This is a genomic window from Pyrodictium delaneyi (genome assembly GCF_001412615.1).
Taxonomy (GTDB): Archaea; Thermoproteota; Thermoprotei_A; order Sulfolobales; family Pyrodictiaceae; genus Pyrodictium; species Pyrodictium delaneyi.
Genome location: NZ_CP013011.1, coordinates 1,816,635 through 1,838,435 on the forward strand (window position 1 = coordinate 1,816,635; position 21,801 = coordinate 1,838,435).

Here is a 21,801-nt window from a genome sequence, read left to right on the forward strand (position 1 = left end):
ATGCCCCGGATTCTGGCATTATCCTCTCTCATCCCTCCTACACTCTACTAGCTGGCCTCGCTTCCATAGCTTCATAGCTTCCTCTAGTACATCTTCCTCGTCCCTCCCTGTTTCGAGTAGCTGCCACTCCGCGTAGCCGAGCTTTCGCCTCTTCTTGGGGAGCTGGTGGCTCTCTAGCTCTACTGCCCGCCGAGTAGGATGGGTAGTCACCATCGCGTAGGCCCTGACTAGAGCCGCCACAGCTGCCTCGTGCAGCACTATAACTTGGTCACCTAGATCAAGCATAAACCTAGCATGAAGATGCCCATCGGGGATAAACGCTATGATCTTACGTATACATTCGTTGGGGTATACTCTAGGATTCTGCTCCGTCATCCATGATCTCCTCTAGCCAAGACGGCTAGAGGGTAACAGAGCTTCCTGGAGATATAAGTAACAGCCTGCTATTTATTAAGCAAGGGAAGCTGGTAGGCAAGCTATGTTCAGGCTAGTTGCCGGTGTAGAAGAAGCAGGCCTAGAGGATGCTATCGCTAGGCTGCTAAACCGTGTAGAGAGTCTGCGTTACCCTGTATACCGAGAGCCCTGGACAAGAGAGAGAATTAGGAGGCAATGGTTGAGCTATAGTGGCTACAGCCCCGAAAACCTCGTAACAGTGATCACTGACACCTCAGTCCCAGTAGCAATAGCCTGGATCTACCCTATACAGGGATGCGGAGTAGTCTGGGTACGGATAGACCCTTTGATAGCACTGACGACTGCCACCAAAGTGCTTGAAGAGCTATTATCCTATGCACGGCTGCTCTTCGATACACGAGGAGCTGCACGAGGTGTTCCAGTACGCGTCCACGTAGAGCCACTAGGTCTCGTCCGGGACGCACTGTATAGAGTCATACCGGGTGCTGTAGCCCGAGAAGGAGGAGCACTCATGGCCTACAAAGGCTCGGGTGTACAGCCGGTTCTCCCTCCTGGCTACCGGATTGAAAGCCGTAGCAGCATAGCAGGGGATAGAGGGTTATTAGCAAGGATAGTCCAGCTAGTTAACGCAGCGTTTGCTAGGTATTCCTGGTATACACCCTCAACCTTGAGAGATTATACAAACTACATAAACTATGTAGAAGAACATTACCGCCCACTATATCTTCTCGTCTGGAGCCCGAGTGGTGAGCTGGCAGGATACCTTCTCGCCTACATACACCCCAACTTGGCGGGAGGAATCTCGGGATACATAGAGGAGCTAGCAGTACACCCATATCATCAACGGCGGGGCCTGGGAAGCAGCCTTGTTGCCGAGGCGACTAGAAGACTACACCATGAGACACGCTACGTCTATCTGAACTCGGTTCGGGGTCTCGAGGGTTTTTACCAGATGCTCGGCTTCACAGTAGCAGAGAGAAAAGCGTACTATGAGGCTGACGTACATGTACTCCCGCAGCGCAACGTAGTCGTCATGTGACAAGCAGGGGTCATAGCGAGGAATTGACGGCAGATAGGAGATCGGAGGAGGGGATGTGGATCCCGGTGGGCGGATGTGGCGGGCCCGCCGGGATTCGAACCCGGGACTTCCGCCCAGCCAGGCCGAAGGCCCGCTGGTCTACGGGTTAAGAGCCCGCCGCTCTACCAGGCTGAGCTACGGGCCCAGCCACGCGCCTCCATGTTCGGAAGCCCACTCTGCTAGTGGGGCTATTTAAGCATTTCTCTGGGGGTTTGTTTCCTCGCGAGCCCAGCGGCAGTAGTCGCCTAGGCAAGCTATCACGGGGAGTGCTACCACCTCTGGTACTGTGTATGGATGTATCTCCTTGACTCTGCGTATTAGCTCCTCTAGTCTCGATACTGTAGTCTTTATCACCAGTAGGTCCTCCTTATCTTCCTCTATACGGCCTTGCCACCAGTACATACTATTGACCTCTGCAATGTTTATACAAGCTGCTAGCCTCTCCTCTAGCAGCCTGCGCGCAATTTCTGCGCCTTTACCCCTCGGTGCAGTCACGTATACGACTACAAGGCCCGACTCCATCAAGCTAAATACACCCCTCATTCCAAGCTAGGGAGACGTTGTGCTAAACTGAGCCTCCTAGCCTATACAAGCGACGTGCCGGATAAAATCCCTAAACACCAGCCTACATATATACAGGGGACACTAAACAATGGCCTCTAGTGAGCCTAAGGAGCCGCTGCTTCATGATCGATTACTGGCACGAGTAGCAGCCGCCATCTATGAAACATTCGAGATAATAGCGCTACTAGCTCTCTCAGTGGCAACAGCCATGGCTATAATAGACTTCTTTAAGGCTCTGATGGAGCACGGCTTTGTATATACTGAAGTCGTGGAGAAGGTTCTACTAATATTCGTGTTCATAGACCTTACCCGGACAATTGTAGGAAGCATAGTCGAGGGCCGCTTCAGAATGGATATACTCTTTGAGGCAATAACTATAGCAATAGCAAGGGATCTCATAGGATTCCTGGCCCTTATAGCCCAGCAATTCAACCCCATCAAGGCTGTAGTGCTGACGGGTATGCTGGCAACATCTGTAGTGCTATGGATATTCGCTAGAAGGGTCGAGATACGGGAACCTGGGCCCAGAATAGGATTCTATAATCCCGTTAAGCAAGAGAGAAAGGAAAGCAAGACAGAAGGAGACTAGCGAAGACAAAAGGAGAGCTAGCTGTTTCTCCACCTAATCTCTCCATTGAGGTACTTTTCTATAGCCTCGGCGGCCTCTAGGCCGCTCTTCATAGCCGGGCCTATTAGGCTGGCGCCATGCACTACGTCACCGGCGGCAAAGACTGGCTCCCTTGTAGTCCTCTTGTACTCGTCGACGTCTATCGTACCGTCCTCGCGGAGCCTTATGCCATAGTCCCCACCGTTAAAGGGTGGTGTAGGTATCAGCCCTATAGCTTCAAGAACCATATCTGCTTCTAGTGTGACGTACTCGCCTGGTATGGGTACAGGCCGGGGCCTCTTTGCGCCGGGTTGCTCGACGAGCTGCATCTTCTGCAGCTTTACTGCTGTGACCTTGCCCCCGCTGCCGATGTATTCTACTGGTGTCACTAGCTCGTGTATAATGGCTCCAGCTTCCTCGGCTTCGCGGAATCCCCGCTCCCCCGCAGGAGCATAGCTGCGGGTACGCCGGTAGACCAGATGCACCTCCTCCGCGCCTAGCCACTTGGCGACGTGGACAGCGTCTACTGCGGTGAGGCCACCGCCCACGACTACTACGCGGCGGCCGACCGGCGGTTTCTCGCTCCGGTAGCCGTAGCGCCACATGTGGTAGTCGACGATCCATTCCATAGCTGGAAGTACCCCTTTGAGATCGGAGCCTGGCACGTTTAGCCGCCGGCTCTTCCAGGTACCGGTGGCTAACAGTACAGCATCGTAGTCCTCTATGAGGTCGCCGAGCAGTATGTCTCTCCCCACTACCGTGTTCTGGCGGAACTCTACACCGATGCTCCGTAACTCCTCTATGCCCTTACGGACACGCTCCTTGTTGATATGGATCTCGAGTACGCCGAATATCAGGAAGCCACCTGGCTCGGGGTTCCTGTCGTACACGGTGACGTTGAAGCCCCGGCACCGGAGATAGCCGGCAGCATAGAGGCCAGCAGGCCCAGCGCCCACTATCGCTACTCGCTCTCGCCGCTCCGCGTACTCGCCTGGCTTGCAGCGAACAATGAAGCGCAAGGCGGCATCTACCATGGCAACTGGGGCGTCTTATCCGGTAAAGAATTCTGCGTAAACATGGCAAGGTGGCCGAGACGGTGTAGGAGAGGACCAAGAGTGGGAAGACAAGAGAGTTAGTGTGAAATGAGGGGCAAAAATAAGTCTCTGGGGTCCTCTTAGGCCTTGATTACGCCCTTCTCGCGTAGGTAGTCTAGTAGCTGGTAGTAGGCGCGTATCCTCGACATGTTCCGGGCTCCGCGCGGCCCTGGATCCTTCATGAAGAAGGCGTTTACGGGGTATGCTGTGCCCTTCTCGCCCCTCTCTACTAGCGCCTTGCCTATCCTCGTTAGGTCTACTAGTAGGCCTGCGAGCGCCGGGCTGTCGTTGATCCTCAGGTTTACTACTAGTTCGTCCTCTAGCGCGTTGAAGGTCTTCCACCAGATGTGCATTGAGACGAACTTCTTGTCGCCTAGTGGCTCCAGGTAGCCGGTGGGCTTGATGAAGTGTGGTGCATCGTAGCCTAGGATGTCCTTGACTATGCTGCTCTTCGTCTCCTCCTTCATCTTGTTGCGCTCTGGCACCGTTAGCGCGAGGAAGTCAGTATTGCCGCCGATGTTGAACTGTGCTATGCTCATTACGTAGCGGTTCCTCTCCGCGAGGTGCTCTAGCAGGTCAGCGGTCAGCGGAGTAGCGCCGGTAGCGCCGTCGTCACCTAGCACTAGGCTACCGGCCTCCTCGAAGAGCTTTACTATGGCGTCGTCGCGGGCTAGTGGGCTCGGTATCACGTTGATGAAAGCTACTGGCTTCCCGGTCTCCTTGGCATAGAGGTAGGCGGCGTAGGCGTAGGCGTGGCTAGCGCTTAGCCTCTTACGGTCATCCTTCTCGATGGCCTCCTCTAGGGCCTTGACATCGTGGAAGGCCTTAGCGGGCTCCGTCGTAGCGACCTCTATTATCACATCCGGCTGTAGCTGCTTCCACTCCTCTACCAGCCGCTCGATAGCAGCCTTTGTCGAGCCGAGCTCGTCCTCGAGACCCTTGACCTGGAAGGGTAGACCCTCCATCGAGCCTAGGTGTATACCGCGCCTCACTGTGATGCTCTTGAGGGTCTCCGGTACTGGTAGGATGTCGCCTACAGCCTTGACGGCTACCTCGTAGACTGTCTTGCCAACCTTCTCATTGTCCACGTCGTAGCTGCCAACGATCTCTATATCCTTTATATCGTAAACCATTTGATACTTTGCGAAGGGAACGCCATAGGGCTCTAGCTCGCCTTTCTTAATCCTCTCTACGCCTACAGCAAAGTGTGTGGCTACAAGGCCTTGCCCGATCAGTACCACGCGTATCGCCATGACTCTCACCCCTCCGTGAATCTCCTGTGGTTCAAACCCGGTGGGGCCGAGATGGTGCGCGACGGGGAGCCAGCACTAGAGGCCGGTCCAGCTAGTCCACCACAGCACGCCGAAAGTGTCTGGCTCCGGTGGCCTGTTTCCGCAGGCCACTAGGAGACCACTAGGTATCAACGGCCCCAGCCTCAGACTACATCAAGGCGCTTCAATTTAAACCCTTCCCCTATCCAGTGCTATCAATAGTGTACAACCTGGTTGGCCGTATGAACCGTAGAGCCCCCGGCACCGAGGAGGCAAGACCCAGAGCAGCAGCGAGACAGTCCCCTGCGAGGCAGAGGAAGAGATGGCCAAACCCATAGGGGTCGTCGGTGCCGCCGAGCCGGGGCTCCACCGGCTCGAAGACGCGGGAAGAGTGTCCAGCGGCGGCGAGGAACGGCTCAACCCTACGAGTATTCAGAACGACTATAGCGCCTATGGGCCGGTAGCCAGGGGCTGCGGCGAGATAGTCTATGTGCCAGTGCATCCTCCCCCGCCGGCCGTAGAGGTGGCGGCAGAGCCTAGCCCGAAGCCCACCAGGGCCCCACGCGCTCCCCACGTAGATGTATACTCCCGGCTCGAGCCTCGCCAAGAGCCTCCGGCCCACGGGCCCCCGGTAGCCCTCTCGGAGCTCGAAGACAAGCAGGTAGACTCCCTTCCCTCGTGGTAAGCTGCTACACGGGTCCAAGGCTTAGGCGCCCTTTATGCTGCACCGCTACGAGCCGCGCCGCCGGAGGCCTTTAGGCCTAAGCAGTATTGCCATCGACGCGGTAGCCAAGGCTGCCGTGGATACGTGTAGTACCGGGTCTATGCTGTACAACGCGCCTCCCAGCCACGAGGCCGGAGCCCTGGCAAGGTTTCTCGCAGTCTGCAGGGCCCCAGCTAGGAGCGGATCACTGGGCCTCGCCTTACTCACGTAGGCGTATAGTATCTCGTCGAGCGCGCCCGCTAGGCTTAGGGAGGCGAGCCCCAGCAGCATGGCGGCGTGAACCCCGGTGTAGACTAGCAAAGGTGCAGCAGCCAGCAGCAAGGCCACAAGCACCGGATAGGGCGCGAGCAATGGCGGCAGCACCACCCCTGCAGCATGGAGCGAGACGTAGTAGAGCGGGACCTCCCGGACGTCGAGGCCAGCCGCCCTAAGATAGTACGGCGCGAACGGCGCAAACACAAGGGGCAGGGCCGAGGCCGCCCCATACAATAGGGCCTCCCTGTAGGCCCGGAGGACTATCCTTCCCCTCCTCTGGGGCCGGAAGCCCCCGGTATCCAGCATTAGCGCCGGAACAGAGGAGGCTAGGAAGAATAACGACGCAGCCCAAAGCCCCGCTGCAGCAGTCTCCGCGACACGGTACGCGACCACACCCCCTAGAGCCGCGCCCACTCGTACACTCGTAGACAGGGCAAACACAGTAGCCCTAGCCGAGGCCCGGGAGCTAGAGAGAAGCGCCGCCAGCGGGGCCAACCGATAGAGTTGAGCGAGTATAGAGCGTACCCGAGCACGAAGCCCGGCAGACCACGCCAGACGAGCATCACGAGCAGGCCAGCCCCTGCTACAGCGTAGCTCGCCACAGCCGTAACCCACGCAGCCCGAGGCCCCCGAGACGCCAACAATCCACCAAGAAGCCCAGAAATCATGGCCACGAGGAAGCCGAGGCCATAGACGAGCCCGTAAAGGGCTTCAGGCACACCTATCTCTAGCGCGTAGAGTGGTACAAGCGGAGTGAAGCCCCAGCCGATACCCCATACGAGGTTAGCAATTACAATGGCCACGAAGTTTCTAACTAGCCGCGGCAAGACAGCGTTCACCCGTCATGGGGCTGCTACATATCCCTCAATGTTTCACCTCCTTAGTTAGTTTCATACAATGGCCGGCCACACAAACCCTCTACATGAGGGAACTACTCAAAACACTCTGAAATAATCACTAACGAGGAATAGGTTAGAAAAGTGTAGCACAGTAGCTAGTCCGCGAAGCGCTCATAACAACCCCGGAGAGCAAAACAGCAACAAGACTACGGGGAGAGGCCCATGGAGGAGGGTATACCCGGCCACGCGGGCAAAACCGAGTGGGCCAAGAAGATCCAGGGCTTCCTTAAGGAGCGCGGCGTGAGCTTCGAAGCCGAGGGCGAGGCCACCCGCATCCATCTAGACGACATAGTAGTAGAGGTAGCCGAGGCCGAGAGCGGCGAAGGCTACGCCATAGTGATAACCGTGCCCCTACCCGGCTCCAGTAGCGAAGCCCTAGACGAGGCTACTGGCCGTACACTAGCCAGCGCCATGAAGCTGGCGGGGCTGCTGGGCGCAGAAGAGCTAGGATACGAGCTGGACACGAGCCTACCCGGCTACCCCAGTCTCCGGATAATAGTGGAATACAGCGACCCCAATACTCTGGCTGAGAAGCTGGTAGAGGCGCTCAAGAAATACCTGGAAGGCTAGCAGTTTATTACTAGCAATAGTAGTGAATCTTGTTTCTTCCCACCGGCTACCCGGTAGTGTCCTCCTCTACCCGTAGCTGGCTCATCTCTACTGGGCTGCGGCGGAACATCTCCCAGAGGACTAGCGCGGCTGATTTCGGCGGTATGATGCCCCTCTCCGTTACTATCATGTCGATGTACTCTGGCGGCGTAGCGTCGAAGGCCGGGTTGCGTATCCTTATGCCTGGCGGCGGGTTCTCGAGGACCTCCTCGGGCGGTCTCTCTTCTATCTCTACAGGCTGGCCGACGACCGTGTAGGGGCTGAACTTGTAGGTCTCAGTGGCTACTATGAAGGGTATACGGTGTAGCCTTGCTGCGAGGGCTATCTGGCTGGTACCGATCTTGTTTATCACTGCGCCGTTCGCGGTTACCGTGTCGGCGCCCACTATGACCCGGGTTATCCTCTTGGCCTCGATAACCTGTAGCACTGCTGAGTCGGGTACAAGGGTCACGGGTATACCGGCTTTGGCTAGGTTGCGGGCTGTGATGTAGCCTTGGAAGCGTGGCCGTGTTTCGGTGGCGTATACGTGGAAGCGCTTGCCGCTACGCCACGCGGTCACCAGTATGGATTCTACTGCGCTGCTATTGCAGTGTGTTAGTATGCGGTCGCCGGTCTTTATGAGCCGGGCGCCTATCTCCCCTATCCTCTTCACGGCTTGCTCAGAGTACTCTATGAAGCCCTGGGCTGCTTCTATTACTGCCTTCCGGGCCTCCTCTATGTCTTGGAACCTGTTCTCGCGGAGAACCTTCATCACGTAGTTGACGGCATTGGGTAGGCTCACGGCAGTAGGCCGGGTCGATACTAGTAGCCGGGCAACTTGCTCCATGTAGTCCAGGAACTCGTCGAGGCCTCCACTCTTGTACTCCTGGGCGGCTATCATTAGTGCGCGGGCGGCGGCCCTGGCTATCCGGCCCGCGCCACGTATCTTCATAGTCTGGATGTCCTCGGCTATTCTCCGAACCTCCTCGGGTACAACCAGGGTCACGCCAATGCACCTCCCGCAGCGGTGCCTTAGGCCTGTTTACGGAGGGTCTGCTTCAGCTTCTCCCGCGCTCGGGCGAAGAGCTCGCTTATGGGCTCGAGCCTTGGCGGCCATTCTCCATACTTCTCCCTTATGAGGAGGGGCACAGCCTCCGGCGCCATGAGGCCTCTCTCCGTGGCGAGCGCGTCGATAAGGTGTGGTGGCACTGGCTCGAAGAGGGGTGCGTAGCCCCCGACGCCTAGCTCTCTGTGCTCATCCGGGACTATCTCGTCGCCGAGCGCCGGCGTCTCAATGGTCATGCCGTAGACTGTCTCCGGGTACAGCTTGTAGGTCCCCGCGACAACGATGAGGCGTACACGCGCCTCGCCAGCGGCTAGCGCTAGCAGCCCGGCTCCCGTCCGCGCGATAACAGTGCCGTCTGCTGTGACGGCGTCAGCACCTATCAGGGCCTTGGTCGCGTCCCGGGCCATAAACCTCATAGCCGAGTCTACTATCAGCGTCACATCTAGCCCCATCCGGGCCAGCGCCTTCGCCGTCTCGATTCCGTCGAGGAGGGGCCTGGACTCGGCTACTATCACCTGGATCCTCTTCCCCATAGCGGCCGCCTTCTCCAGGGCCCGGACCACGCTCCGGCTATAGCTCTGCGTGAGCACCACGTCGCCGTCCTCTAGCCTCCGGGCAGCAATCTCTGCAGCCGCCTCGGTCTCCTCCACGACCCGGGCCAACACTTCGCCCACATAGCTCTGGATCCTCTCCTGGACCTCGCTTAGCCCGCTATAGTCCTCGGCCGCGATCATCCCCAATAGCTCCCGCGCCGTGTTCACCAGCGGCGCCGAGAAGGGCCGTGCCGCGATACGCGCCTCCAGGAAGTCTAGCGCCTCCAAGAGCCCCCAGACGTCCCGCGCCTCGGAGACCAGGCGGCTGAACCTCTGGAGAGTCTCCTCGGCAGCCTCAGTCGCTCCTAGCCTGTAAAGGCCGAGAACCTCGCCCCGGTCCTCTCTAGACTCCTCAGCCAAGGCGAGCACATCCCTATTAGACATGGGGCACGGGAGGGCTACTTAACCTAACGCCCAGGCAGCAGGAGAGCCCGGCGCAGGGGGTGCCAGGGGCAGTGGCGAGCCTGCTAGCCAGGGCAGCAGCGGCGGTGTCGGGAGGCCGCCTCGAGGACGACCTAGTACGCGTAGAGGGCCTCATGCTGCGGCCCGGCCGGGCCCTCCTACTATCCCTCGCAGAGACCGTGGCAGGAGTTGGGCTTCTGGCCGTCTCAGCTCGCACGTCCTTCACACTGCCCGGCATCCCCGTGCCGTTCACCCTCCAGACCCTGGCACTGACGCTAGTCATAACGCTCCTCGGCCCACGGGCATGGAGGACCGTAGCAGCCTACATCGCCGCGGGCCTCCTAGGGGCGCCGGTATTCGCCATGGGCAGCGGCCCCGGCTACATCGCCTCGCCCAGCTTCGGCTACCTCCTAGGCTTCCTCCTAGCAGCAGCCGTAGCCGGCAGGCTATCGCGCCCCTCCACCCGCCGGGGCCTCCTACGAGGCGCCCTCCTAGTACTGCCACTAGTCTACCTCCCCGGAGCCCTATGGCTAGCAGCATGGCTAGCAGCCGTCAAGGGGCTGGCAGCCGCGGAGGCGCTACGGGCCGCGCTATGGAGCGGCGTACTAGTCTTCATACCCTGGGACGTCCTCAAGGCGGCTGTGGCGGCCCAGGCTTCGCACAAGCTCCTAAAACACATATACAAGACACAGCAATAAAGAGAGGCTGGGACCGCTATACTACCGCCGAGGATAGCATACATTATGCCCGGTAGCAAGCGGGCCCAAGGAACGCCCTAACGCTACCAGGATCGGGCTGCACCACAAGAGCTCACGGGAAGCAGTCAGGGCAGGGTTAAACCCCCGGCGAGACAAAGACCCATTATGTGGTGCCGGGCTGTGGAGGCTATCGTAAAGGATAGGCGCACCATTATCCTGAGCGAGGAGGCAGCCCAGGAGCTGGGGCTAGAACCCGGCGAGAGGCTAGTAGTGAGGAGGGAGGGCCGCCGGGTTGTGCTAGAAAGGGCCAGGAGGGGCCCCAGAGAGGCCGAGGAAAGAAGGAGGAGAATAGAGAGGCTAGCCGGAATACTCGGCGAAGCCTCTGTAGCAGAACTAAGAGAACTCGAAGAGGAGGTATGGACTAGTGATATGCCTTGATACGAACATTCTCTACAACTACATGTTCAAGACCGAGCTCACAGAGAAAGCCAGGAACATCCTTAAAAGCTACGCTCATGAGGATTTCGCGATCACAACTACAGTCCTCAACGAGTTCATATATATCGCCCTTGCGAAGGTAACAGGCAAGAGAGGGCACGCGCTGAGGAGGTACGTAAAGGCGAGAGGATATCCAGACGAGATAATGGATAAGATCATCACTGCCTTCGAACAGCTAGAAATAGCAGTGCTACCAGATGTAACGGATCCAAAGCTAGTCCTGGAAACGGCTAGAAGTTATCGACTCCTGCCAGCAGACGCGATGATAGCCCTAACATGCAGGCATCATAGGATAGACGTAATCGCGACATTCGACGAGGATTTCAAGAGGGTACCCTGGCTGAAAGTAGTGCCCTAGACCCGCCGCGCGGATTAAGCCTCGTAGACGCTCAGCGCGATGTAAACTCCAGTACCATTAGTGTTGCACCCTATTCCTCCACAAACTCTATAGACGTGAGTATGAGGACGCATACTGCTAGCCATGCGAGCAGTGATGCAGTAGCTACGGATGCGTACATGGCTGGCCCGTAAGCTATGAGGTGTGACGCAGCTACTGTTGGGAGAAGGAATGCCAGTATCCTAGTGCCCTCGGGTAGTAGCGTTACGGGGTAGTAGACGGGAGGGAACACTGTCGTTGCTACTAGCAGTATGTTGCCGAGCCTCATGACTGTTAGGGGCTCCTTGCTCTTGACGCCGATATACATCCCGAGCGTGGATGCCCAGGCCCATAGGCTCACCGTGCCCAGCACTATGTAGGGGAGGCGGCTGGCACCGTTCTGTAGCACCAGTAGTGCTGCGAGGAGGACTAGGTAGGGTGCTGCGGGCAGGCTCATGCCCAGGGTTACTCCGAGCATCTTCTTGGCCGTGCTCCCGGGCAGCGACATGAATATGTCGTAGAACCGGGACCGTGTCTTCATCCCGACAAGCTCTATTGGGAGGTCAGCTACCTCCTCACCATGTGCTCGCTGCTCGAGTACTCGCCCAGCACTACTATCTTCGAGTAGAAGCCGGAGAGATAGCGCCGCCCAAGCTCCTCAGGCTCCCCAAACGCGGCGACCCGGCCATCCTTGATTAGGAGTACCTTGTCGCAGATACTGGATATCTCGTTCAGATAGTGGCTCGTCACCAGTATGGTGGAGCCTGCTTTGGCCCTCCTCCTTAGTATGTCCCAGAGCTTCAGCCTGTTCTCGACATCCAGGCCTACGGTCGGCTCGTCTAGGTAGTAGACAGGGACGTCAGCCGAGAGAACCATGGCGAGGAGCATCTTCCTGACCATCCCGCCGGAGAGCGTCAACACCATCCTATCATGGTAGTGTATCCCGAACTCCTCGACCGCCTCCCTGGCCCGGGCTCTTGCCTCCTCTCTCGGGTAGCCCCTCATGCGGAGATAGTGGTATATGTACTCGAGGGGCGTTAGTGTATAGAAGTGTGCCCTTGCCTCCTGGGGTAGGAGCGCGAAGAGCCTCTTCACGCTATCGCGGCACGGCGGGATCCGGTGGCCATGGATCGTAGCGTAGCCGCTGTCGGGCCGGAGTAGGCAGCTGAGTATCCTGATGAGTGTTGTCTTACCGGCCCCATTGGGGCCGATTGTCCCTAGGATGCTGCCTCTGCCTATGGAGAAGCTTACCGAGTCGAGTGCTACGACCTCCCCGTACCTCTTTGTGAGGCCTTGGACTGTTATCCCCTCCACTAGCCTCGGCCCCCGGGGGCTAGAGCAGGGAGAACGCTACCGAGCACCGTTTGATATACACTGTGCATAGTGAATTATACCGTAGGGGTTGGGCTACTGCTGACGCGGAGCTCCATACCCTGTCTAGCCTGGTTTGCACGCGTTTCGTGGGCTGCATGGTGGTGTGGGGTCTCTCCCTGGGCCTATGTCTTCTAGGAACCTGTTTAGCTCTTGGGCGCTCTGTTCTGCGAGGCTCCAGAGCCTGGCCCGGTTCTCGGGTGTGTAGACCGGGTTGCCGGCTACTATGGTGTATAGCGTGTCGCCCCCGGTTGCGGCGTATAGTATGGCTGAGGCGAGGTTGTCTGGGCGGAGGGGGAGGCTCCAGGGCCTGGAGAGGTCCAGCACGGTGATGTCCGCGGGGGCTCCGGGCTCGATGGCTCCTCCGCGGTCTAGGCCCATGGCGCGGGCTCCTCCCCGGGTCGCTGCTTCTAGGAGATGGCTGGCCTTGACCCGTGTGTCCCAGTAGCTGTGCCTCTGCAGTAGCAGCCCCGTCTTGGCCTCCCTCAGCATGTCCAGGCTGTTGTTTGAGGCTGGCCCGTCGGTGCCGAGGGCGACGTTTATCCCCTTTTCCATTGCCTCGTATAGGGGGAAATGGCCAGCTGTGGCCAGCTTCATGTTGCTTGTAGGGCAGTGTACTAGGGTGGCCCTGGCCCGGCGGACGGCGTCTAGCTCCCAGCTCGCTATCCACCCGGCGTGGACTAGTACCGAGCGGGGCCCGAGGGCGCCCAGGCTCTCTAGGAGCTCGACGGGGAACTTTCCGTGCTTCTTCCGGGCCTCGTAGACCTCTCTCCTGGTCTCGGAGACGTGTATGTGGAAGGGCACCCCCAGCTCCTCTGCGGCCCGGTAGCCCTCCGCGACGGCCTCGAGGGGCGCCGCGTAGACGCTGTGGACGTTGATCACGCCCCCGAGGAGGGGGTCGCCTTCTAGGCTCCGGGCGAACCGCCTGGCCTCCTCCACCGCCCGGTAGGGGTCCACGTCGCCCATTATCACGGGGCCTAGCCGTGCGCGTACACCGTGCTCCCGGGCAGCCTTGGCCGTGGCCTCGGGCTCGAAGTACATGTCTATGAAGCCACAGGTACCCGTCGAGATCATCTCGATGACTGCTAGCCTCGACGCGTGGTAGATGGTCTCCGGCGTGAGCCGCTTCTCCACGAACCACATCCTTGCGAGCCACTCGTGTAGCTCGCTGTCGTCGTGAAAGCCGCGGAGCAGCGTCATAGCCACGTGGGTGTGCGCATTGTAGAAGCAGGGCAGCGCGACACCGTAGCGTGGACAATCAATGACTATCCCGGACTTGGCGCCGCTCGGGGGCCGGTCGCCGATGTACAGTATCCTGCCGTCCTCGGCGTAGACGATAGTGTCGCGGAGGGGGCTGCACCCCGCGCAGGGGAGTAGTAGGCGGCATCGTAGTAGGAGCGGCTCCCCGCCCAAGGCTATGCACTTATGTCCAGGGTCTCCAGGGGCGCCCCGGGTTATTAACCAGCCTTGACGCTGGGATAATCCTGTCCCGTGCGGCGGGGCACCCTTTTCCTTCCCTAGCCTGCTCCTCTACTGGAGGTGTATCCCCGGGTATGGCTCGCTGGGGCCTAGTCGTCACGAGCGACCGGGTCAAGGAGCACCCGGAGCAGGACGAAACGACCCCCATGCTGAGGAGACTCCTCGGGGAGCACGGCCACGAGCTAGTCTACACCGCTATCGCGGGGAACGACCCTGTCGAGATACTCTACCACATCGCGGCGGCGCTGCATGAGGGCGCAGAGGTAGTGCTCGTCACTGGCGGCACGGGGCCTAATCCCCGCGACATCTCGGCCGACCTGGTCTCGAGGATCTGTGACCGGGTGCTACCCGGCGTGGGGGAGGAGTTCCGCCGCCGCAGCCTAGAGGAGGGTGTGGCGAACGCCGTGCTTAGCCGCGCGCTCGCCTGTAGCTTCCGCGACCGCCTGCTAGCGGTGAGCCCCGGTAACCCAGGGGCTGCGCGGCTAATGGCAGAACTGCTGCTAGAGGTCGTGGATCATGCGCTTCACCAGCTCCGCGGACACCGCCACGAGCACCACAAGCACCACACCCACAACCACGGGAAGACATGTAGACATTAGCTCCGGCCTCCCGGGTCCCATGGAGTCTCGCCGGGGAATGGTTTATTGGAGGCCAGCCCCACTCTATAGCTGAGACACCTGGGGCTAGGATAGCTATGCCAGTAGTACAGTCACAGACAACACAGACGCAACAAGGCCTCGGCCCGGGAAATAGTGCTGTAGCTTCAGGCCCTGTAGCGGCCATACAGCACGTACTCCGGAGACTACAGTTGATGGTGGGCCACGAGTACGCGAAGCTCGCCAGGCTCAACACGTGCAGCCACGAGTTCCTAGACTTCGTGGACAAACTAGAGGAGGCAGCAGACCGGGAGATGCAGTACCGGGGCTTCGAGAAGCTCCCAGCACCAGCAGCCCGCGGCAGGGTCGACCTCGTGCTCGGCTGGTACCAGGGCGAGGGCTTCATAGTCGAACTGGGGCTCCGCGGGCTCAACCGCTGCGGAGTCCTAGAGGAGCTCGCGGGTAGCGAGCCACCCCGGGTCTACGCCCGGTTCTACATTGGTGGCCGCGTAGCCTTCATCCTAGAAGCATCGGAGGAGAAGGACACCACTCTAGCCGAGACAGGGTACATCATGTAACAACAATTACCAGTCCAAAAGCATTACTTCATAGGCTTCACATTATTCCTCTCGGCTCCTAGTAGCCGTTACCCATACTGCGGTCTACGCCCATGACTCTTACTCCGGCCTCGGGGCTCCTAGGGACACTTTTGTTGCCGGCTACTACTCCCTTCTAGGGAATTCTACACGATAGAGCTTTATCTAGGCCACATGCCCTGCTAGGAGAGGGAGGAGCTGCTCCATGATCCTATTCCGCCGTCACCGGGACTACCTGGTGAGAAATGGCCCTCAGTTCACCCTCATCTCGCCCGCCTTCAACGACGGCGAGAGAATACCTCAACGTTATACTTGCGACGGGGAGGACGTCTCGCCGCCTCTTGAGTGGAGCGGAGCCCCTGCCTCTACAGCTAGCTACGCCCTCATAGTCTATGATCCCGATGCGCCCCGGGGCACCTTCATACACTGGGTCATCTACGACATTCCCCGCGAACTAGCCGCGCTCCCGGAGGGTGTTCCCAGGGACCCGGTCGTCGAGGGCCTCGGGCTCCAGGGCCGCAACGACTTCGGCAAGCTCGGCTACGGCGGGCCATGTCCGCCCCATGGAGACCGTCCGCACCGCTACGTGTTCGCCCTCCACGCGCTCGATATAGAGACTCTCGGTCTAGAGCCCGGAGCCCGGGCAGACGATGTACTCGAACACATCAAGGGCCATGTCATAGGCTACGCTGTGCTAACCGGCACCTACTCTAGATAGCTGCCTGTAAAGAGCCTCTCCGCCACACATGGACAATGAACTACAGCATTTCAGCATAGTCACAGCCGACCCTGTGCCACCGACACCTAGAGGGCATGACGCGGCGCAGCCATAGGTAGCCGAGAAGTGTTTACCGGCAAGGCAGCAGGCAGAGCAGCGTGGAGGCGGCCAGCCAGCTTGGACACCATTCTGGCTCTCTTGGTGGGCTCGTAGCTGGTTTCTCGCTCGGGCTAACAGGCGGCGGTGGCTCAGCGCTTGGCGTTCCACTATTGGTCTACATTGTCGGGTTGAGTCCACACCACGCTGTAGGGGCATCTCTTGTAGCGGTTGGCGTCATCTCTCTCATAAGCTCGGTACGATACATGCGTCAAGGCTACGTGGTCTACAGAATAGGGCTTGTCATGGCTGCCGCCTCGCTTGCTGGCGTCTACCTGGGCAGTTACCTCAATAGCTACGTTGAGGGCCCACTGCTCCTAGTGCTCTTTGCCCTCCTCATGATAGCTATAGCGGCCAGGATGCTGCTGAGAAGCAACGCAGAGATAAACAACGAAGCATACACGACAGCGCCTAGCCGGGCAAGCCGTATAGACTATGGACGTATACTCCTGCTAGGATTTATCACGGGTGTAGCCTCAGGATTCTTTGGCGCCGGCGGCGGGTTCTTGATAGTCCCGGCTCTCGTGTGCGGTGCAGGTCTAGAGATGCGTGAGGCCATAGGAACATCTCTGTTCATAATATTCGTCAACGGTGTCGCCGGGCTAGTAAGCTATTATGCACAGGGAAGGCCAATGGATCCATTTGTGACAGCTCTCTTTACTCTAGGCGGATCTATTGGCGGAATCTTCGGCTCTAGTTTAGCCGCAAAGGTTCCAGGCAAAACGTTAAGAATGGCGTTCTCTATACTGCTAATATTCGTAGCTGTATACATGATTGTTACAAATATTCACGCAGTACTATACCAGTAGAGTTTGAAAAATCATGTTCAGTATAAAGTATATTATTAAACGATTTCTAAAATAATTGTTTCTAAGATTTCACCAAGACACTTAAAAGGATGTGCCTAAGTTTGACCTTACATAATGTTAAACTATGACTACTCTTTCCAGATCTAGTTTATTAACTTATTTTCACGCATATAACGTGTAATTAATTCACCTAACCTAGTAAGCCTATAATACTTATGTAAGCATCTAGTCTCTTTCTTAGGCTTAGCCTTTCTATGCTTCATCTTCAATACCTTAGGCTTGGTCTCAGCTATAAGTCCCAACTCTATAAGCTTATCTATTAGACACTGCGTCTCATCAACTTTCATCGACAGTATACGTGCAATAGTTACCACATGTTCGTGTCCTGCCTCCCTGAGCAGTAACAGCAGCTTGCCAGCCTTACTACACCCGGTTAATAATGTTAAATATTTCTCAAATAAGTTACGTTGTTTCATACTTCTTAGGATCATTTCTCCTTCTCTTGACAACTTGTAGTATGTATGGTGTTTTCTTACCCCGTAACTCAGCTTGAGTTTAGCCTCTGTACGTTTGATAGCTGAACCGTGTACCCTCTCTACTAGTCCTAGCTGTTCTAAGTGGTCAAGCGCTAGTACGATATCTTCAATGGGCATCCTCAACACCCTTGCAATTGACTTCGCGTAGTCAGAACACGCCTTCCTTAGATGGAAGAGGATGTAAACGTGTAGGGGTTTTAGTGCCGACAACATGGCTATCTTATGTCCTTTATCGCTACACTTGCCTGCTATTTCTTCTAGTAGGTTCTTGATTTCTTTGGTTACTCTTTTTCCCTCCTTAGTTAGTTCATAGTATTGCCCGTGTCTTCGGACTTCGTTTGACTTCGCCCTAACTTTGATCCAAGGCTTTACGCTCGACGTCGCAGTATTCTTTGGTACTGTTTTTCCTTGTATTCTTCTCACAAGTCCTTTACTAACAAGATTCTGCTAATGTCTGTTCCACCACAGATACATCAATGTTTGTCCTCTCGCCGAGAAGTCTCCTGCTTAATAGACTAGGCGTGTCAGGACCGTATGTATATAGATGTAGGAGTATCTTTATACTGAGCTCGTCAAGCTGCCACTTCATATTGTTAACACCCAGCTTCACCATTTACTACAGTTATGTATCTGCGCTGGAAACGCTTGATGCATAGTTGTTGCAATACCTTCTGTCTGTTTTTCACTTATATTATACCTCTACGCTACTGCGGGTTCATGAGTTCTCATTGTCGCTAGTTATCGTATTGCATGCTCTATTTGCCTAGTACGTCTTGACCGCCTTCCTTTAAACCCTCCTCTTTCCGTAGTGGTTGTTTCTTACCAATGGCAGAGGTTACTGCCATAAATCTAGTGTATCAATAATAGTGTGCTGTTGAACGTAGCTTAGTATGTCAGGTGTGTCGAGTTTATGGACAGGCTAGTCGTAGTAGCCCTTGGGGGTAATGCATTTGCGAGAAAGGGAGAAAGGCTTAGCAGTCAATGGCGCAACGTGAGGATAGCTGCTGAGGCTGTGGCAGAGCTCGTCGAGAGAGGGTATAGAGTGGTAGTGACTCACGGTAATGGCCCGCAAGTGGGTATGCTTCTAGAGTGGATGTACAAGGCTTCTCGTGGCTCCTCAGAGCCGCTTTCTATGGATGTGGCTGTGGCTATGACGCAGGGCTGGTTAGGCTACATGCTTCAACAGGCCATAGGTAATGCGCTGAAGGAGCGCGGCCTACCCCGCCGTGTAGCTGCCATCGTTACCCAGGTGCTTGTGCGCCGCGATGACCCAGCGTTCCGGGAGCCGAGCAAGCCCATAGGCCCCTACTACACCCGTGACGAGGCCGAGCGCCTCGCCGTGGAGACGGGCTGGGTGTTCAAGCAAGATCCCCGGGGTGGTTACCGTCGCGTAGTCCCCAGCCCGCGGCCCGCCATGGTGGTAGAGCTGGAGGCTGTCAAGGCGTTGCTCGGAGCCGGCTACGTGGTGATAGCTGCTGGAGGCGGCGGTGTGCCCGTAGTACAGAGCAACAACTGGCTCCACGGCCTAGAGGCGGTCGTGGATAAGGACTATGCCTCAAGCCTGCTAGCCCGGACCCTTGAGGCATATGCGCTCCTCATACTCACCGACGTACCATACGTCTACATTGACTATGGCAAGCCAGGCCAAAAACCCCTAGAGAAGCTGACAGCTAGCGAAGCCCGGCGCCTCATAGCCGAGGGACAGTTTCCACCGGGCAGCATGGGTCCTAAAGTGGAGGCGGCTGTAGAGTTTGTAGAAGCGCGTGCAAGGGCTGGCTGCACGGATTGCTATGCCGCTATAGGCCGGCTAGAGGACGCGGCCCTCATAGCCGAGGGGAAGAAAGGCACAGTAATAGTGCCCGGCTAGGCCATCTACTGCTCCGGGGTCTTCCCCGCACGCTTATGGAAGAGCAGCCTCATCGCCACCTGCGCGAGGAACACTACGATGAATATAGTCGCGAACTCCATGAACCTCTTAGTAGAAAGCCTGAGACCGCCACGAGGGCGGGTAGATTCCGCGTGACTGCGCCTATATGCACATCATATCGTCTTACTCGTAGCCCGTGAACGCTTCAGCAGCATATGTCTAGGCTTCTAGCCCCTGAGCACGACGATATCGACGAGTAGGCATTAAGTTACATGCTTTAGAGGTGGTACACCGGAGGCCGTAATCCTGCCGCTAGGCAGCCGTGCACATAACTCCTACGGGGGCTAGGCCCGCTGGTATAGCGGACAGAGACCACAGAACCAGGGTGCCTCGGCGACCCGCACCCTGTAAACGCCTGCCTCGTCCTCGACTGCTATGCCGTGGAGCTGCTCTGTTGCTTCTCTGCTGAGTCTCCACAGCCCACAGACACCATTACGACTGTGGAGGCATGTCTGTGCCTTCCAGCCGCCTATCATAGAGGCTGCCTGGTGGAAGGCCTCCAGCTTGGAGACGCGTTGCTCGTAGAGACTTAGCACTGCAGCATAGCCTTCGACCTGGCTCTGTACGCTCTTCACAGCAGCCCCCAGCTCGGCCAGCTCCTCCTCCACATGTTCTACCTTCCCGCGTAGCTCTTCCAGCTCCCGGTCGGGCTTCTCGACGACGCCTGGCTCCGGCTCTATAAGCGCCTGGACGCTGCCGCTTCTTCCTACGCCTAGGGCGAGAGCCTCAGCCGCCATCCTGGTGATCACCTCCCTGGTATTCTACTAAATTTGGCTCCTCGAGCCTACTCCGAGTAAACTATTACAGCCATGCCTGGGGCGAGAAGGCCTCTGGGCTGCTAACACCCCGGTAACACGCGTCCCCGGGACTCGGTGAGCCAGGGAGTGATTGGGACCGGCCACCTCTCCCGGGGCGGCGTTATGGGTGTTACCCTCGTTGCCACGGGATTAGCTGCTGGGCTTCCTTGGGCTTAGCCCAGCAGTGCCCACTGGGCTGCTGTGCCCCTGGCTCCGCTAGGCCATATACCCGCCTTAGCTGTTCTCTACACCCCTATCGTCTCGCTTCTTATTCATAGCCTCGGTCTTCATGAATGCATCGAGCCCGGTCTGTTTCCCTGCTTTCCCGGCCATCCTCTCGAGGCTCTCGAGCCGCTCGAGTATACTTCTCGGGGGCCGCGGCTTTTCGCCCCGGAGCAGTGACAGGAAGAACGTGTCCCTCACCGGCTCGTAGACCAGCTTATAGAACCTCTGAGGATCCCGGAGCACCCACTCCGGGAACAACGAGACATACTCCAGCGCAGCCTTCCAAGCCTGCTCCCACGGTATGAGCTTGGAGACCCTCAGCGTCACTTCGCGGTCGAAATCCCTAGGGGTCTGCTCCTCCCCGCCCAGGGCGTACCAGCCCCTCCTCCCAACCACGACGCACTCGCCCAGCTCCTCAACCATGCCCTCAGGGCAGCGTCTCCCCTCCCGCGCCACATGGGCGCCGCGGCGTAGGAGCTCGTCGAGCCTGGCAGCCCTCCTCCAGCCACGAGGCCCGTAGTACTTGGCCCATGCATAGAATATGGCGCGGTTGAGGCCCCAGCTCTTCGCCCTCTCCAGGTCACCCTTCAACTTGTAGTAGCGGGCAGCCTGCAGCAACGCCATGACCTGGAAACGCCCCAAACCAGCCATCCTGACAAGATCCTCTGGACGAGGCAGGGCCAGAGCCACCCCGTTAAGCAGAACCACTATGGTTGAAGCCTTATAGCCCCGGAGACAGCTAGTCCAGAAGCCACGGGGCACCCGAGGGTTTTCCGGCTCCAGCCCCCTTCGGCCGCCGCCCAAGTGGACGCGGGGGTGCCCGAGCCAGGTCGAAGGGGGCGGGCTCAAGACCCGCTGGCGTAGGCCGGCGTGGGTTCAAATCCCACCCCCCGCACCACATTCCTCCTCTCCGAGTTCCTACATACCTTGCAATTACGCTAGCACGACCTTGGACCTGTCTTGTGTTACATGTCTTGTTGCATTGCTCTAACTTCGTTTGACAATGTTGGCGAGCTTCTCTGCTGCAAGCCCTATTAGGAGCCAGACTAGTGTTGAGGATGCCACGAAGACCAAGGATGTACTGATAAACGGCATTATGTGGTATAGATGTACGCGTATAATGTCTCCGAGCAGTATGCCTGGTAGGTCTAGATAGATTATTGACTCCTCGGGCCATAGATGTGTACTTAGTAGACCAGACCCTAGGCCGAAAAATGTTGAGGAGAGAAGAAGGGTCTTGGCATAGGTAGCCGTTTTAGCAGTGTGTATAATGCTTTGATTGATGCTAGGTATATTGGTTATCCGGAAGCTTAGCCATAGGAGTTCTAGAATGTGCAATGGACGGCCCGAACCTCATATTATTTGCTTAGATTGATTATATGTTGTCGGGCTAGATGTCTGGGTTTTCTCTTGTTTGGTTTGGCTATGTTGGCGATTACTATCTGTCTTGTTGATTTTATTGGT

At 57.5% G+C, this 21,801-nt stretch carries 28 protein-coding genes and 2 tRNA genes; 12 read left to right on the plus strand and 18 right to left on the minus strand.

The features are described 5' to 3' along the window. Positions 1-18: 18 nt before the first annotated feature. Entirely contained in the window at positions 19-375 is a 357-nt protein-coding gene (locus tag Pyrde_RS09110) for a hypothetical protein (protein ID WP_055410118.1), read from the minus strand. Between the two features lie 103 nt (positions 376-478). Here Pyrde_RS09110 and Pyrde_RS09115 point away from each other — a divergent pair, with 103 nt between their 5' ends. Beyond that, the gene (locus tag Pyrde_RS09115; RefSeq protein ID WP_055410120.1) at positions 479-1,453 is read left to right on the plus strand and encodes a GNAT family N-acetyltransferase; all 975 of its coding nucleotides are present in this window, start codon (positions 479-481) and stop codon (positions 1,451-1,453) included. A gap of 76 nt (positions 1,454-1,529) precedes the next feature. Here Pyrde_RS09115 and Pyrde_RS09120 read toward each other — a convergent pair. Beyond that, positions 1,530-1,637 (minus strand) — tRNA-Lys (locus tag Pyrde_RS09120). 47 nt (positions 1,638-1,684) lie between these two features. Next, on the minus strand, positions 1,685-2,014 hold the full coding sequence (gene cutA, locus Pyrde_RS09125) for a divalent-cation tolerance protein CutA (protein ID WP_055410122.1): 330 nt from the start codon (positions 2,012-2,014) through the stop codon (positions 1,685-1,687). 130 nt (positions 2,015-2,144) lie between these two features. Between cutA and Pyrde_RS09130 the strand changes: the two genes are divergently transcribed. Further along, positions 2,145-2,645, plus strand: coding sequence for a phosphate-starvation-inducible PsiE family protein (locus Pyrde_RS09130; RefSeq protein WP_055410124.1), 501 nt, complete (start codon positions 2,145-2,147; stop codon positions 2,643-2,645). 17 nt (positions 2,646-2,662) lie between these two features. Here the strand turns inward: Pyrde_RS09130 and Pyrde_RS09135 are convergent, their stop codons facing one another. From Pyrde_RS09135 to Pyrde_RS09155, 5 genes are all read right to left on the minus strand, one after another. Next, the gene (locus tag Pyrde_RS09135) at positions 2,663-3,682 is read right to left on the minus strand and encodes an FAD-dependent oxidoreductase (protein ID WP_055410126.1); all 1,020 of its coding nucleotides are present in this window, start codon (positions 3,680-3,682) and stop codon (positions 2,663-2,665) included. A 155-nt stretch (positions 3,683-3,837) separates the two neighbouring features. Further along, the gene (locus tag Pyrde_RS09140; RefSeq protein WP_055410128.1) at positions 3,838-5,010 is read right to left on the minus strand and encodes an inositol-3-phosphate synthase; all 1,173 of its coding nucleotides are present in this window, start codon (positions 5,008-5,010) and stop codon (positions 3,838-3,840) included. 220 nt (positions 5,011-5,230) lie between these two features. Then, complete coding sequence (locus Pyrde_RS09145) at positions 5,231-5,731, minus strand: GIY-YIG nuclease family protein (RefSeq protein WP_055410130.1); 501 nt, start codon at positions 5,729-5,731, stop codon at positions 5,231-5,233. Positions 5,732-5,758: 27 nt separating this feature from the next. Then, positions 5,759-6,400 carry a hypothetical protein gene (locus Pyrde_RS09150; protein WP_156328045.1) on the minus strand — a complete coding sequence of 214 codons (642 nt, stop codon included), beginning with the start codon at positions 6,398-6,400 and terminating at the stop codon, positions 5,759-5,761. A 5-nt stretch (positions 6,401-6,405) separates the two neighbouring features. After that, positions 6,406-6,834 (minus strand): MFS transporter, encoded by a 429-nt coding sequence (locus Pyrde_RS09155; RefSeq protein WP_088171862.1) that lies wholly within the window; start codon positions 6,832-6,834, stop codon positions 6,406-6,408. Positions 6,835-7,068: 234 nt separating this feature from the next. On the opposite strand from Pyrde_RS09155, the gene Pyrde_RS09160 reads away from it, so the two are divergent. Next, on the plus strand, positions 7,069-7,476 hold the full coding sequence (locus Pyrde_RS09160) for a hypothetical protein (RefSeq protein WP_055410136.1): 408 nt from the start codon (positions 7,069-7,071) through the stop codon (positions 7,474-7,476). Positions 7,477-7,522: 46 nt separating this feature from the next. On the opposite strand, the gene Pyrde_RS09165 is transcribed toward Pyrde_RS09160, so the two are convergent. Together Pyrde_RS09165 and Pyrde_RS09170 are read right to left on the minus strand one after the other, a co-directional pair. Continuing rightward, positions 7,523-8,500, minus strand: a complete 978-nt coding sequence (locus Pyrde_RS09165; RefSeq protein WP_231656732.1) for a ribose 1,5-bisphosphate isomerase — start codon at positions 8,498-8,500, stop codon at positions 7,523-7,525. A gap of 26 nt (positions 8,501-8,526) precedes the next feature. Further along, positions 8,527-9,513 (minus strand): eIF2B alpha/beta/delta subunit family protein, encoded by a 987-nt coding sequence (locus Pyrde_RS09170; RefSeq protein ID WP_231656733.1) that lies wholly within the window; start codon positions 9,511-9,513, stop codon positions 8,527-8,529. 95 nt (positions 9,514-9,608) lie between these two features. Between Pyrde_RS09170 and Pyrde_RS09175 the strand changes: the two genes are divergently transcribed. From Pyrde_RS09175 to Pyrde_RS10485, 3 genes are all read left to right on the plus strand, one after another. Beyond that, complete coding sequence (locus tag Pyrde_RS09175) at positions 9,609-10,253, plus strand: biotin transporter BioY (protein WP_156328046.1); 645 nt, start codon at positions 9,609-9,611, stop codon at positions 10,251-10,253. 180 nt (positions 10,254-10,433) lie between these two features. Then, positions 10,434-10,691 carry a hypothetical protein gene (locus Pyrde_RS09180; protein ID WP_055410142.1) on the plus strand — a complete coding sequence of 86 codons (258 nt, stop codon included), beginning with the start codon at positions 10,434-10,436 and terminating at the stop codon, positions 10,689-10,691. After that, positions 10,678-11,109 carry a type II toxin-antitoxin system VapC family toxin gene (locus Pyrde_RS10485; protein ID WP_156328047.1) on the plus strand — a complete coding sequence of 144 codons (432 nt, stop codon included), beginning with the start codon at positions 10,678-10,680 and terminating at the stop codon, positions 11,107-11,109. Before Pyrde_RS09180 ends, Pyrde_RS10485 begins: the two co-directional genes overlap by 14 nt. 70 nt (positions 11,110-11,179) lie before the next feature. Here the strand turns inward: Pyrde_RS10485 and Pyrde_RS09190 are convergent, their stop codons facing one another. From Pyrde_RS09190 to Pyrde_RS09200, 3 genes are all read right to left on the minus strand, one after another. Further along, positions 11,180-11,668, minus strand: coding sequence for a hypothetical protein (locus Pyrde_RS09190; protein WP_055410144.1), 489 nt, complete (start codon positions 11,666-11,668; stop codon positions 11,180-11,182). 26 nt (positions 11,669-11,694) lie between these two features. Further along, positions 11,695-12,441, minus strand: coding sequence for an ABC transporter ATP-binding protein (locus tag Pyrde_RS09195; protein ID WP_055410146.1), 747 nt, complete (start codon positions 12,439-12,441; stop codon positions 11,695-11,697). A gap of 123 nt (positions 12,442-12,564) precedes the next feature. Further along, positions 12,565-13,911, minus strand: coding sequence for an amidohydrolase (locus tag Pyrde_RS09200; RefSeq protein WP_055410148.1), 1,347 nt, complete (start codon positions 13,909-13,911; stop codon positions 12,565-12,567). A 140-nt stretch (positions 13,912-14,051) separates the two neighbouring features. On the opposite strand from Pyrde_RS09200, the gene Pyrde_RS09205 reads away from it, so the two are divergent. The 4 genes from Pyrde_RS09205 to Pyrde_RS09220 all read left to right on the plus strand — a co-directional run bounded on the left by Pyrde_RS09205 (position 14,052) and on the right by Pyrde_RS09220 (position 16,852). Next, positions 14,052-14,576: a MogA/MoaB family molybdenum cofactor biosynthesis protein gene (locus Pyrde_RS09205; RefSeq protein ID WP_055410150.1), complete on the plus strand. Its 525-nt coding sequence runs from the start codon at positions 14,052-14,054 to the stop codon at positions 14,574-14,576. A 95-nt stretch (positions 14,577-14,671) separates the two neighbouring features. Then, positions 14,672-15,151 (plus strand): hypothetical protein, encoded by a 480-nt coding sequence (locus Pyrde_RS09210; protein ID WP_055410152.1) that lies wholly within the window; start codon positions 14,672-14,674, stop codon positions 15,149-15,151. A 223-nt stretch (positions 15,152-15,374) separates the two neighbouring features. After that, positions 15,375-15,887 (plus strand): YbhB/YbcL family Raf kinase inhibitor-like protein, encoded by a 513-nt coding sequence (locus tag Pyrde_RS09215; RefSeq protein ID WP_055410155.1) that lies wholly within the window; start codon positions 15,375-15,377, stop codon positions 15,885-15,887. Between the two features lie 158 nt (positions 15,888-16,045). After that, positions 16,046-16,852 carry a sulfite exporter TauE/SafE family protein gene (locus Pyrde_RS09220; protein ID WP_055410157.1) on the plus strand — a complete coding sequence of 269 codons (807 nt, stop codon included), beginning with the start codon at positions 16,046-16,048 and terminating at the stop codon, positions 16,850-16,852. A gap of 143 nt (positions 16,853-16,995) precedes the next feature. Here Pyrde_RS09220 and Pyrde_RS09225 read toward each other — a convergent pair whose 3' ends face one another. After that, the gene (locus Pyrde_RS09225; RefSeq protein ID WP_197272681.1) at positions 16,996-17,811 is read right to left on the minus strand and encodes a DUF2250 domain-containing protein; all 816 of its coding nucleotides are present in this window, start codon (positions 17,809-17,811) and stop codon (positions 16,996-16,998) included. A gap of 10 nt (positions 17,812-17,821) precedes the next feature. Next, positions 17,822-17,977 (minus strand): hypothetical protein, encoded by a 156-nt coding sequence (locus Pyrde_RS10880; protein ID WP_180385457.1) that lies wholly within the window; start codon positions 17,975-17,977, stop codon positions 17,822-17,824. A gap of 321 nt (positions 17,978-18,298) precedes the next feature. Here Pyrde_RS10880 and arcC point away from each other — a divergent pair, with 321 nt between their 5' ends. Further along, entirely contained in the window at positions 18,299-19,255 is a 957-nt protein-coding gene (gene arcC / locus Pyrde_RS09235; protein WP_055410159.1) for a carbamate kinase, read from the plus strand. Positions 19,256-19,599: 344 nt separating this feature from the next. On the opposite strand, the gene Pyrde_RS09240 is transcribed toward arcC, so the two are convergent. Together Pyrde_RS09240 and Pyrde_RS09245 are read right to left on the minus strand one after the other, a co-directional pair. Then, positions 19,600-20,052: a hypothetical protein gene (locus Pyrde_RS09240; RefSeq protein WP_055410161.1), complete on the minus strand. Its 453-nt coding sequence runs from the start codon at positions 20,050-20,052 to the stop codon at positions 19,600-19,602. A gap of 294 nt (positions 20,053-20,346) precedes the next feature. Continuing rightward, complete coding sequence (locus Pyrde_RS09245) at positions 20,347-21,186, minus strand: hypothetical protein (RefSeq protein WP_231656734.1); 840 nt, start codon at positions 21,184-21,186, stop codon at positions 20,347-20,349. Between Pyrde_RS09245 and Pyrde_RS09250 the strand changes: the two genes are divergently transcribed. Further along, positions 21,148-21,235, plus strand: a tRNA-Leu gene (locus tag Pyrde_RS09250). The two genes, Pyrde_RS09245 and Pyrde_RS09250, sit on opposite strands and share 39 nt — an antisense overlap. 89 nt (positions 21,236-21,324) lie before the next feature. Here the strand turns inward: Pyrde_RS09250 and Pyrde_RS09255 are convergent. Further along, the gene (locus tag Pyrde_RS09255; RefSeq protein WP_055410162.1) at positions 21,325-21,675 is read right to left on the minus strand and encodes a hypothetical protein; all 351 of its coding nucleotides are present in this window, start codon (positions 21,673-21,675) and stop codon (positions 21,325-21,327) included. Positions 21,676-21,801 lie beyond the last annotated feature (126 nt).

What these genes read in the sequence shown, in the direction of transcription:
- Pyrde_RS09110 (WP_055410118.1), bottom strand. Translation starts at nt 375, where the DNA reads ATGACGGAGCAGAATCCTAGAGTATACCCCAACGAATGTATACGTAAG.
- Pyrde_RS09115 (WP_055410120.1), top strand. Translation starts at nt 479, where the DNA reads ATGTTCAGGCTAGTTGCCGGTGTAGAAGAAGCAGGCCTAGAGGATGCT.
- cutA (WP_055410122.1), bottom strand. Translation starts at nt 2,014, where the DNA reads ATGGAGTCGGGCCTTGTAGTCGTATACGTGACTGCACCGAGGGGTAAA.
- Pyrde_RS09130 (WP_055410124.1), top strand. Translation starts at nt 2,145, where the DNA reads ATGGCCTCTAGTGAGCCTAAGGAGCCGCTGCTTCATGATCGATTACTG.
- Pyrde_RS09140 (WP_055410128.1), bottom strand. Translation starts at nt 5,010, where the DNA reads ATGGCGATACGCGTGGTACTGATCGGGCAAGGCCTTGTAGCCACACAC.
- Pyrde_RS09160 (WP_055410136.1), top strand. Translation starts at nt 7,069, where the DNA reads ATGGAGGAGGGTATACCCGGCCACGCGGGCAAAACCGAGTGGGCCAAG.
- Pyrde_RS09190 (WP_055410144.1), bottom strand. Translation starts at nt 11,668, where the DNA reads ATGAAGACACGGTCCCGGTTCTACGACATATTCATGTCGCTGCCCGGG.
- Pyrde_RS09205 (WP_055410150.1), top strand. Translation starts at nt 14,052, where the DNA reads ATGGCTCGCTGGGGCCTAGTCGTCACGAGCGACCGGGTCAAGGAGCAC.
- Pyrde_RS09210 (WP_055410152.1), top strand. Translation starts at nt 14,672, where the DNA reads ATGCCAGTAGTACAGTCACAGACAACACAGACGCAACAAGGCCTCGGC.
- Pyrde_RS09215 (WP_055410155.1), top strand. Translation starts at nt 15,375, where the DNA reads ATGATCCTATTCCGCCGTCACCGGGACTACCTGGTGAGAAATGGCCCT.
- Pyrde_RS10880 (WP_180385457.1), bottom strand. Translation starts at nt 17,977, where the DNA reads ATGAAGTGGCAGCTTGACGAGCTCAGTATAAAGATACTCCTACATCTA.
- arcC (WP_055410159.1), top strand. Translation starts at nt 18,299, where the DNA reads ATGGACAGGCTAGTCGTAGTAGCCCTTGGGGGTAATGCATTTGCGAGA.
- Pyrde_RS09240 (WP_055410161.1), bottom strand. Translation starts at nt 20,052, where the DNA reads ATGGCGGCTGAGGCTCTCGCCCTAGGCGTAGGAAGAAGCGGCAGCGTC.